This window comes from Halomonas cibimaris (genome assembly GCF_039537045.1).
In the GTDB taxonomy this organism is placed as follows: Bacteria; Pseudomonadota; Gammaproteobacteria; order Pseudomonadales; family Halomonadaceae; genus Vreelandella; species Vreelandella cibimaris.
In genome coordinates, this window is record NZ_BAAAZT010000028.1 from 50,692 (window position 1) to 61,321 (window position 10,630).

Consider the following 10,630-nt stretch of genomic DNA (forward strand, 5'->3'; position numbering starts at 1 on the left):
TGGATCAAACCGTTCCGGAAGGGGCGTGATGCTCTGCGGCATCCAGGGTATTTTCCAAAAGCGTGGCCACGGTCATGGGGCCAACGCCGCCGGGCACCGGGGTGATATGGCCGGCAAGAGGGGAGGCGGTGGCAAAGTCGATATCGCCGGCCAGCTTGCCGTCTTCCTGGCGGTTGATGCCTACGTCAATGACGATAGCACCGGGCTTGGTCCATTCTCCCTTGACCAGTCCCGGCTTGCCCACCGCCACCACCAGTACGTCGGCGCGGCGAACGTGCGCTTCCAGGTTCTGGGTGAAGCGGTGGCATACCGTAGTGGTGCAGCCGGCCAGCATCAGCTCCAGCGCCATGGGGCGGCCGACGATGTTGGAGGCGCCAACGACGGTGGCATCCAGCCCGCGAACTGCCAGACCGCTTTTTTCCAGCAGCGTCATGATGCCTTTGGGCGTACACGGGCGCAGCGCGGGCAGACGCTGGGCCAAACGGCCAAGGTTGTATGGATGAAAGCCGTCGACATCCTTGTGCGGCAAAATGCGTTCAAGAATCGGCCGCGCGTTCAGGTGTTCCGGCAATGGCAGCTGGACCAGGATACCGTCGATTCGGGGATCGTCGTTGAGGCGGTCCACCAAATCTTCCAGTGCCTGCTGGCTGGTATCGCCGGGAAGCTCGTGTTGAAAAGAGACGATGCCGGCCTGTTCGCAGGCGCGATGTTTGCTGTTGACGTAAATCTGCGATGCGGGATCAGCGCCGACCAGTACCACCGCCAGCCCCGGGGCGCGGGCGCCGGCGTTAAACCGTGCCTGAATTTTGTCAGCCACCTGCTGGCGTACATCAGCGGCAATGGCTTTGCCGTCAATCAGTTGGGCGGTCATCAATGCAGTCCTTGTGGTGGGGGAAACGCGGTTGAAATCCAAAAAAGACGCGGCCCGGCCAGCGCGGGGCGCGCCGTGCGGTGTATGCGCCTGTGCTGTAAACGCTGGCTTGTGCCTTGATGGCGGGGATTTTCGCATGCCGGGACCGTAAGGCAAAGCCAAAGTCCTTTGCTGATCAAGGCCTTTTGCAACAGGAGTTGACTTCAAAAAATAAAACAGTATTATGTGCCTCGCTTGAGACAAGCCGTGCGGTAGCGCCCAAGCCTTGGGTTCAAACATTGAATCTTTGGCGTTTGCGCGAGTTCGGGATGTAGCGCAGCCTGGTAGCGCGCCTGCTTTGGGAGCAGGATGTCGGGGGTTCGAATCCCTCCATCCCGACCAGCTGTGTCGGTCGTGCGGCGGTTGAGGCTCGATAAAGCGCGGGCGATTCTGCTCCGGTGGATAAGCAACGCGCCCATAGCTCAACCGGATAGAGCAACGGCCTTCTAAGCCGTAGGTTGCAGGTTCAATTCCTGCTGGGCGCGCCATTTTATGCGCCATAGGCCAGACCGTAATGGCTCAGGCATGCCGTATCTTCAGGCATATGCTTTGCAGCGGTGGATGTAGCTCAGTGGTAGAGCCCCGGATTGTGGCTCCGGTGGTCGTGGGTTCGATCCCCATCATCCACCCCAGCAAAGCAGTACCAGGCAAGTTCATGCTTTTTGCAGCACTTGTCTTCAGCGTTTGACATCGCAAAGCGGCTATGGTGGATGTAGCTCAGTGGTAGAGCCCCGGATTGTGGCTCCGGTGGTCGTGGGTTCGATCCCCATCATCCACCCCATACCGTTCGCGTTTTACGCTGTTCCCCCTCTTTTTTGGCCACGCTTTTCCTGCGGTGCCTTCGATTCCTTCAGCGTTGTTTTATCCTTTCAGCGTTTGGCCCAGCATTTTGGCGGCCTCTTGTCGTACTTTCGCCTTCCGGCGTTTTTATACCGTTTTCGTATTTTTCACCCTGATACGCTTTATTGCTTTTATGCATCCCTATGGGTTTTGTTGTGCCTGAATCGCGCAAAGCCAGGATTTTATCTCGTATTTTTTCCTTTTGCAGAATATTGGCTTGTTTTTTCAGTTAAAAACAGGCGTTGAGTCTATATTAAAGCGCTGTATTTGCTGATATTTTGAGCATTCGCACACGTCGCGTTTTTGCGCGCAACTCGTCGCAACATAAGCGCCGGTGATACGGCGTATGGCATCGGCTCAAGGAGTAAGAAAATGGCCCGTCGAACCCTGGTACTGGGCGCAGGTATGGTGGGGGTGAGTATTGCCTGGCATCTGGCAAAGCGCGGTCGTGAGGTGGTGTTGATTGACCGCCGCGAGCCCGGCCGCGAAACGTCATTTGGCAATGCCGGCATCATTCAGCGTGAAGCCGTGCGCCCCTATGCTTTCCCGCGTGATATGAAAACCCTGCTTGGCGTGCTGCCTAACCAGCGGGTGGATATTCGCTACCGGCCCGCTGGCATGCTGCATGCGGCCACACCGCTATTGCGCTACTGGCACAACTCGGGGCCTTCGGGCTATCGGCGCATCGTACCGGAGTACGCTGCGTTGATCATGCGCTGCCTGACCACGCATGCGCCAATGATCAAAGCGGCAGGCGCCGAGGCGCTGATTCGCCACGACGGCTTTCTCGAACTGTTCCGCACGCAACAACGCCTGGACAAACGCCTGGCCGAGGCCGAAGACAATCGCCGGCGCTTCGACGTACGCTTTCAGGTGCTCGACCGCGAGGCGCTGACCGCCAAGGAGCCGGCGCTAAGCCACGACGTTATCGGCGCGATTCACTGGCTCGACCCTTGGACGGTTACCGATCCCGGCGCGCTGGTGGCCGCCTATGCCCGTGCCTTTGAGGCCGAAGGCGGCGAATGCAGGCAGGGTGACATCACCGAAGTGACGCAGACGCAGGGCGGCTGGCGCGTTACCACAACCGAGGAAACGCTGGAGGCCGACGACGTGGTCATGGCGCTTGGCCCCTGGGCCGGCCGCTGGCTGAAGCCGCTGGGGTATCATTTCCCCACCTTTGTTAAGCGTGGCTACCACATGCACTATGCGCACCGAGACCAAGATGCGCACCAGGATTCGACACGCGGCGCTGCAGCGGAAAAGCCTCGGTTGAACAGCTGGGTAATGGATGCCGAGGTGGGGTATCTGCTGGCGCCCATGGATGCCGGTGTGCGCTTGACCACCGGGGCGGAGCTGGACGATCTTGATGCGCCGGCGCACGTTAGCCAGCTGGCGGCGGCGGAGAAAGTTGCCCGAAGCCTGGTGCCGCTGGGGCCGCGCCGGGATGAAGAGGTGTGGAAGGGCGCACGGCCGTGCCTGCCCGACATGAAACCCGTTATTGGCCCGGCGCCTCGGCATCAGGGCCTGTGGCTGGCTTTCGGCCACGGCCATCAAGGCTTCACGCTGGGGCCGGCGACCGGTGAGCTGCTGGCCGGCATGATGGACGGCGAGCCGACCGCTATCGATATGTCGCCTTATCGCGCTGATCGTTTCTAAGCGGCTTTGCGGCCTGTGCCAAGCTTTGCTACGCTCGGTAACATCCCTTTCGTAATGCCAAGGAGTCTGCGATGGATGCTTCTGTCAGCAATATGGTCAGCCAATCGCTGTATCTGAACCAGGCGCAGACCGCGCAGCAGGCCCAGATGCATATTTTCAAAGAAGCGCTGGATAGCCAGCAGCAACAGGTCACCGCGCTGCTGGAATCGGCCTCTACCGGCGGCCAGATGGATCTTGCCGCTGAAGGCACCCTCGGCACCCAGGTCAACACCTACGCCTGATACGCGCAGACGCCAGATATCTGCGCAAAACGCCGGCCGAAACGCCGGCGTTTTTGTGTGTGAGCGTTCTATGGACGCCGGCCTTGCCTATGCCTGTGGCGGCCGGGGCGGGTATAATTCACGCCAACGCTATTTCACTCGGCTGGCCGGGCAGCAATGCCCGCAAACCAGGCCCGGGTTTCACACGATTTGCGAGGCACGATGAGTCAAGCCCAACAAGTCGCGCAAGAGGCCGATCTGCGCCGAACTTTCGCGATCATATCCCACCCTGACGCAGGCAAGACCACCATTACCGAAAAGATGCTGCTGTTTGGTAATGCCATTCAGATGGCGGGCTCGGTGAAAAGCAAGCGCAACGACCGCAGCGCCACTTCCGACTGGATGAAGATGGAGCAGGAGCGCGGCATCTCGGTGACGACCTCGGTGATGCAGTTTCCCTACAATGGCCGAGTGGTCAACCTGTTGGATACCCCGGGTCACGAAGACTTTTCCGAAGATACCTACCGCACGCTCACCGCGGTAGACTCGGCGCTGATGGTGATCGACGCGGCCAAGGGCGTCGAGGCCCGCACCGTCAAGCTGATGGAGGTCTGCCGGCTGCGCACCACGCCGATTTTGACGTTTATCAACAAGATGGATCGCGACACCCGAGACCCCATCGAAGTGATGGACGAAGTCGAGACCGTGCTTGATATCCAGTGCGCACCGATGACCTGGCCCATCGGCATGGGGCGCCGTTTCAAGGGCGTTTACCACCTGTATAACGACGTGATTCATCTCTATACCCAGGGGCAGGGGCAGCGCATTCCCGAGGACAGACGCATCGAAGGGCTGGACAGCCCCGAAGTTGACGAAGTGCTGGGCGAAGACCAGGCTGAAGAGCTGCGCATGGAGGTGGAGCTTGTGCGCGGCGCCTCCCACGAGTTCGACCTGGAAGCCTACCGCCGGGGTGAGCTGACGCCGGTGTACTTCGGCACTGCCATGGGCAACTTTGGCGTGCGCGAAATGCTCGACGGCTTTGTTGAGTATGCCCCGGCACCGCAGCCACGAGAGACCGATACCCGCGAAGTGACCGCGCACGACGAGCGCTTTACCGGTTTCGTGTTCAAGATTCAGGCCAACATGGACCCCAGGCATCGCGATCGCATCGCCTTTTTGCGGGTGTGCTCAGGCAAGTACGACAAGAACATGAAAATGCGCCACGTGCGCATCGGCAAGGACGTGAAAATCGCCGACGCGCTGACCTTTATGGCCTCGGATCGGGCCCACGTAGAGGAAGCCTGGCCGGGAGATATTATCGGCTTGCACAATCACGGCACCATCCAGATCGGTGATACCTTCACCCAGGGCGAGGACATGCGCTTTACCGGCATTCCGCACTTTGCCCCGGAGCTGTTCAAGCGTGTGCGCCTGAAAGACCCCTTGAAAATGAAAGCGCTGCAGAAGGGCCTGCAGCAGCTCTCCGAAGAAGGTGCGACTCAGGTCTTCATGCCGCTGGATAACAATGACTTGATCCTTGGCGCGGTAGGCACGCTGCAGTTTGACGTGGTCGCGCACCGACTCAAGGAAGAGTACAAAGTGGACTGCATTTACGAAAATGTAAACGTGTACACGGCCCGCTGGGTGTACTGCGACGATGCCAAGATGCTTGACGAGCTCAAGCGCAAAGCCAGCACCCACCTGGCCATCGACGGCGGCGGCTATCTGACCTACATCGCCCCTACCCGGGTGAACCTGCAGATGACCGAGGAGCGCTGGCCCGACGTTAACTTCCGCCCGACTCGGGAACACTAGGCCGCTATCGTGCTGATTGACGCCCACTGCCATCTGGACTTTGCCGACTTCGACGCTGACCGGGCAGCGGTTTTTGACCGCGCCGGCGAGGCAGGCGTACGCCATTTTGTGGTACCGGGCACCACCCGAGGCGCCTGGCCCGGCGTGCTGGCGCTGGGCAGGCGCGTAGACGTGAGCGTATGCCTCGGGCTGCATCCGTATTTCATGGATGCCCACCGGCTGGAAAATGCCGCTGATATGCAGGCGCTGGAAGCGGCGCTTGACGCGCATTCTGAGGTCGTTGCGGTGGGCGAGTGCGGTATCGACGCCCGTTTTAAAAACACCTTGGAAGCGCAATGGCGGCTGTTTGATGCTCAGCTGCGTCTGGCCAAACGCTTTGATCTGCCCGTGGTCATTCACTGCGTGCACGCCAACGACGAAGTGGCCAAGCGACTGCGCCAGCTGGCGCTGCCCAGGGGCGGGCTGATCCACGCCTTTGGCGGCTCGCCGCAGCAGGCGCAGCGCTTTGTTGACCTGGGCTATACGCTGGGCCTTGGCGGGGCGCTGACCTATCCGCGGGCAAAAAAGCTTCACCGCGCGGTAAAAAGCCTGCCGGAAAACGGCTTTGTGCTGGAAACGGACAGCCCCGACATGCCCCTTCAGGGTCAGCAGGGCAAGCGCAACGAGCCTGCCAACGTGGCCCGGGTGTGTGAGCACGTCGCCGCGCTGCGCGGCGACAATACCGCCCGCATAGCCGCCAGCACCACGGCTAATGCCCAAGCGCTGTTCAGGCTTTTGCGCTAGTTGGCGTTTGCCTCAACAAGGTTGGCGGCCAGCGCTTCCGGATCCACGCGCTCAACGGCGTAGGGCAGCGCGGCTAGCGCAAAGGCTGCGCCGTCAACGGTAAGCGCGGGGTTTTTTTCCAGCGGCCGGGTGTTGAGTACGGCAAGCACAGCGATCTGGCCGTTTTCCGCCGGAGCGCTGGCCACCACCTCGCCGATGTTCTTGCCGTCGTCTGCGCCTTCGTGTGTTGCGATAACGCCCGCGCCGTTGGCCGGTGCGTTTTCAGCGTCCAGATAGCCCAGCTGCAAGCGCTTTTTCACCTGGCCGCGAAAGTGCGCCCGGGCGACGACTTCCTGGCCGGTATAGCAGCCTTTTTTGAAGCTAATGCCGCCCAGCGCTTCCCAGTTGAGCATCTGCGGCAGGTAGCTGTCCTGCTGCTCGGCTTCAAGCCAGACCAGCCCGCGGTGCACATCGGCCCGCTGCCAGCGGGCGGCATCTCCCTGGCAGCGGAGTGCGTCTGCCTTTGCGGTGGGCAGCATCAGCAGCCAGCGCCAGCCGTCGCTGTTGCCGGCGCTTTCTTCGGGATAGCAGAGGATGCTGGCTTCGCCCGCGTTGGCCTGCTGCCAGGCCTGGTGGGGTAGTGTCATGCCAAGGTGTTCGGCCAGCGTTTGAGCATCCGCGCGGTTAGCGCCCAGCAGCGCAGTGTCGGCGGCGCTAAGCTCGACTTTGTAAAACGGGGCAAACTTTTTCAAGTGCGTCATTAGCGGCACGACCAGTGAAGCGTGCAGGATCAGCCGGTAGTGGCCTTCGTTTACGCGCGCAAGCTGGCCGTTGGCCAGCATTCGCCCTTTGGGCGTGCAAAAGCAGGTGAGCGGTGCAAACTGGCCGTCAGCCAGGCTGAGCTGAGCGCTGGTTTGTCCCTGCAAAAAACTTAAGGCGTCAGCGCCATGAATATCCAACGCTGCCAGGTGGTTCAGCGGTGCGGTGTGGGCGTAGATCGTCATCGGTGTCCTCGGGTTGAACGCTTGAAAACGGCCTTTGAGCCTACCATGTATCCTCCGGGTGGCTTAATGGCAAAAGCGCGGGCCATGCTACGCTCGCGGTGTTTATACCGTTCCTTTATGCAATAAATAACTGTATAGTTTTTGGGGAGTTTTTACATGGCACAGCATATACTCACGTTTGCAGGCGTAACCGGTGCCGACCAGGTGAACCGGATTACCACTGCGCTGATGCTGCTGGACGGCGTTGACAGCGCCGAAGTGTCTCGTCACAGCGCCGAGGTGGAGGGAAGTGCGCGGCGCGAGGCGCTGATTCGTGCGGTGGAGGGGCTGCAGTTGGGTATTGAAGTATCATAAGCGGCACATGGCCTGTCAGGAGTCGAGATGAGTAAAGCGTTCCGCCTGCAATCCAGGTTTTCCCCCGCGGGCGATCAGCCGAATGCCATTGCCGGGCTGGTAGATGGTCTTAATGCCGGGCTTAGCCATCAGACGCTGCTGGGCGTGACCGGCTCGGGCAAGACCTTCACCATGGCCAACATTGTCGAGACGCTGCAGCGCCCGACCATCGTCATGGCCCCCAACAAGACTTTGGCGGCCCAGCTCTACGGCGAGTTCAAGGCGTTTTTCCCCGATAACGCCATCGAATATTTCGTCTCCTACTACGACTACTATCAGCCCGAAGCCTACGTGCCGTCGTCGGATACCTTTATCGAGAAAGACGCCTCGATCAACGACCACATCGAGCAGATGCGCCTGTCCGCCACTAAAGCGCTGCTGGAACGCCGGGATGCGCTGATCGTGGTGTCGGTGTCGGCGATCTACGGCCTGGGCGATCCCGATCAGTACCTGAAGATGCGCCTGCACTTTACCCGGGGTGAAGAAATCGACCAGCGGGCGTTTCTGCGCCGCCTGGCGGAGCTGCAGTACACCCGCAACGACGTGGACTTCAAGCGCGGCACCTACCGCGTGCGCGGCGACGTGATCGATATTTTTCCCGCCGACGCCGAAGACGAAGCCGTGCGGGTAGAGCTGTTCGATGACGAGATCGACAGCATCCGCCTGTTTGATCCGCTGACCGGCGATATACGCGCTAAAGTGCCGCGCATGACGATTTATCCCAAGTCCCACTACGTCACCCCGCGCGAAACCATTCTGGCCGCCGTGGATTCGATCAAGGCAGAGCTTGCCGAGCGGCTCAAGCGCCTGCGCCAGGAAGAGCGGCTGGTGGAAGCCCAGCGGCTTGAGCAGCGCACGCTGTACGACATCGAAATGATGCTGGAGCTGGGCTACTGCAACGGCATCGAGAACTACTCGCGCTATCTTTCCGGGCGCAATCCGGGCGAGGCGCCGCCGACGTTTTTCGACTACCTGCCCGACGATGCGCTGGTGTTCATCGACGAATCCCACGTCAGCGTGCCCCAGGTGGGCGGCATGTACAAAGGCGACCGCTCGCGCAAGGAAACCCTGGTGGAATACGGCTTTCGCCTGCCCTCGGCGCTGGATAACCGGCCCATGAAGTTTGCCGAGTGGGAGGCTGTGTGCCCCCAGACGGTGTTCGTCTCGGCCACCCCGGGCCCCTACGAGGCCGAACACGCCGGCCAGGTCGTGGAGCAGGTGGTGCGCCCCACCGGGCTTCTCGATCCGAAAATCGAGGTGCGCGCGGCCAGTACCCAAGTAGATGATTTGCTCTCGGAAATCCGCCGGCGCACCGCCGAAAGCGAGCGCGTGCTGGTGACGGTGCTGACCAAACGCATGGCCGAAGATTTGACGGAATATCTGGACGATCACGATGTGCGCGTGCGCTACCTGCACTCGGACATCGACACCGTGGAGCGGGTGGAGATCATCCGCGATCTGCGGCTGGGCAAGTTCGACGTGCTGGTGGGCATTAACCTGCTGCGTGAAGGGCTGGATATTCCCGAGGTCTCGCTGGTGGCGGTGCTGGATGCCGACAAGGAAGGCTTTTTGCGCAATGAGCGCTCGCTGATTCAGACCGTAGGCCGCGCGGCGCGCAACGCCCAGGGTACGGCAATTCTGTACGGTGATCGGGTAACCCAGTCCATGCAGCGCACCGTTGACGAGACCGAGCGCCGCCGAGCCAAGCAGATGGCACACAACGAGGCCCACGGCATTACCCCAACGACTGTTTCACGCTCGGTGGCGGATATCATGGAAGCCGGCCAGGCGCCCGGGGCGAAGAATACCAATCGCCGGGGCGGCGAGCGTCAGGCGGCGCAAAACGCGTCTCTCTATGATCCGGCAGGTATGAGCCCGGAAGAGCTGGTTCGAGCCATCGGTAAAGTGGAAGATGCCATGTTCGAGGCGGCACATAACCTGGAGTTTGAAAAAGCAGGCAAACTGCGCGATCAGCTCCATGCCCTCAAGGAAAAACAGCTGGAGCTAAGCTAAACAATGCCTGAAGGCCCTGAAATTCGCCGCGCGGCCGACCGCGTACAAGAGCAGCTGGCCGGCAGGCCGCTGGACGACGCCTGGTTTGCCTTTGATGCGCTCAAACCCCACGCCGGCGCGCTGATTGGCCATCAGGTTGAGCGCGTGGACACCCGAGGCAAGGCCATGCTCACGCGCTTTGACAACGGCCGGGTGCTCTACTCGCACAACCAGCTTTACGGCGTGTGGAAGCTGCATGCGGCAGGCGTTGAGCCGGAGACAAAGCGCTCGCTGCGGGTGCGATTTGAAGCCGGTGACCGCGCCGCCAGTCTCTATAGCGCCTCTGACGTCAGCCTGTGGGACGCAGCGACAATCAACGAGCACCCGTTTCTTGCTCGCCTGGGGCCGGATCTATTAAGCGAAAACGTCACCGAAGACGAGGTAGCCGAGCGCCTGCAGGATACCCGCTTTGCCCGAAGAGGGCTGGGCGGGCTTTTGCTGGATCAAGGCCTGGTTGCCGGGCTGGGCAACTACCTGCGCAGCGAGATTCTGTTTTTTGCCCGGCTGCATTACAAGACGCGTCCGCAGGACCTTGCTGATGACGAACTTGCCCGGCTGGCGCGCTATGTCATCGCGTTGACCTGGCAAACCTATCGCGAGAAAGGGGTGACCAACGCGCCGGAATGGGTGAAAAAGGCCAAACGCGAAGGTGAAGCGCCGCGCCAGCGTCGTTTTGCCGCCTTTGAGCGCGAGGGCCTTGGCTGCCACCGCTGTGCCACTCCCATCGAACGCACTACGGTAAGCTCAAGGCGACTATACCTGTGCCCGCAGTGCCAGCCTCTTCACGGGTAAAAAAATTATACCGTTATATTGCACGTAATAAAATATAAACTAGTAACTATTTAGCTCATGCTGCCTGATCCAGCTCGTCCTCTCGCATGAAGGCAGGCACCTCACCGGCAAACAGTTGCTCCAGCGCCGTGTGCGCCGCCAGGCCC

General features: G+C 60.7%; 9 protein-coding genes and 4 tRNA genes. 11 read left to right on the forward strand and 2 right to left on the reverse strand.

What is annotated here, in order from left to right; genetic code table 11:
- Positions 1-4: 4 nt before the first annotated feature.
- Positions 5-871 carry a bifunctional methylenetetrahydrofolate dehydrogenase/methenyltetrahydrofolate cyclohydrolase FolD gene (folD, locus tag ABD654_RS03810; RefSeq protein WP_344702471.1) on the reverse strand — a complete coding sequence of 289 codons (867 nt, stop codon included), beginning with the start codon at positions 869-871 and terminating at the stop codon, positions 5-7.
- A 304-nt stretch (positions 872-1,175) separates the two neighbouring features.
- On the opposite strand from folD, the gene ABD654_RS03815 reads away from it, so the two are divergent.
- From ABD654_RS03815 to ABD654_RS03850, 8 genes are all read left to right on the forward strand, one after another.
- Positions 1,176-1,252: transfer RNA gene (locus ABD654_RS03815), tRNA-Pro, on the forward strand.
- A 69-nt stretch (positions 1,253-1,321) separates the two neighbouring features.
- A tRNA-Arg gene (locus ABD654_RS03820) sits at positions 1,322-1,398 on the forward strand.
- A gap of 69 nt (positions 1,399-1,467) precedes the next feature.
- Positions 1,468-1,542, forward strand: a tRNA-His gene (locus ABD654_RS03825).
- A gap of 74 nt (positions 1,543-1,616) precedes the next feature.
- Positions 1,617-1,691, forward strand: a tRNA-His gene (locus ABD654_RS03830).
- Positions 1,692-2,122: 431 nt separating this feature from the next.
- Positions 2,123-3,406: an NAD(P)/FAD-dependent oxidoreductase gene (locus ABD654_RS03835; RefSeq protein ID WP_344702472.1), complete on the forward strand. Its 1,284-nt coding sequence runs from the start codon at positions 2,123-2,125 to the stop codon at positions 3,404-3,406.
- A gap of 71 nt (positions 3,407-3,477) precedes the next feature.
- Entirely contained in the window at positions 3,478-3,687 is a 210-nt protein-coding gene (locus ABD654_RS03840; RefSeq protein ID WP_344702473.1) for a putative motility protein, read from the forward strand.
- A gap of 201 nt (positions 3,688-3,888) precedes the next feature.
- Positions 3,889-5,481: a peptide chain release factor 3 gene (locus ABD654_RS03845; protein WP_344702474.1), complete on the forward strand. Its 1,593-nt coding sequence runs from the start codon at positions 3,889-3,891 to the stop codon at positions 5,479-5,481.
- A gap of 9 nt (positions 5,482-5,490) precedes the next feature.
- Complete coding sequence (locus ABD654_RS03850; protein WP_344702475.1) at positions 5,491-6,264, forward strand: TatD family hydrolase; 774 nt, start codon at positions 5,491-5,493, stop codon at positions 6,262-6,264.
- Here ABD654_RS03850 and ygfZ read toward each other — a convergent pair.
- Positions 6,261-7,247, reverse strand: coding sequence for a CAF17-like 4Fe-4S cluster assembly/insertion protein YgfZ (gene ygfZ / locus ABD654_RS03855; RefSeq protein ID WP_344702476.1), 987 nt, complete (start codon positions 7,245-7,247; stop codon positions 6,261-6,263). The two genes, ABD654_RS03850 and ygfZ, sit on opposite strands and share 4 nt — an antisense overlap.
- Positions 7,248-7,403: 156 nt before the next feature.
- Between ygfZ and ABD654_RS03860 the strand changes: the two genes are divergently transcribed.
- From ABD654_RS03860 to nei, 3 genes are read left to right on the forward strand one after another with little or no spacing between them, the layout of a single operon-like run.
- On the forward strand, positions 7,404-7,601 hold the full coding sequence (locus ABD654_RS03860) for a hypothetical protein (protein ID WP_344702477.1): 198 nt from the start codon (positions 7,404-7,406) through the stop codon (positions 7,599-7,601).
- 27 nt (positions 7,602-7,628) lie between these two features.
- A complete protein-coding gene (gene uvrB / locus ABD654_RS03865; protein ID WP_344702478.1) occupies positions 7,629-9,653 on the forward strand; it encodes an excinuclease ABC subunit UvrB in 2,025 nt (674 codons plus the stop codon).
- A 3-nt stretch (positions 9,654-9,656) separates the two neighbouring features.
- Positions 9,657-10,484, forward strand: a complete 828-nt coding sequence (gene nei, locus ABD654_RS03870) for an endonuclease VIII (RefSeq protein ID WP_344702479.1) — start codon at positions 9,657-9,659, stop codon at positions 10,482-10,484.
- The last annotated feature ends 146 nt before the right edge of the window (positions 10,485-10,630 follow it).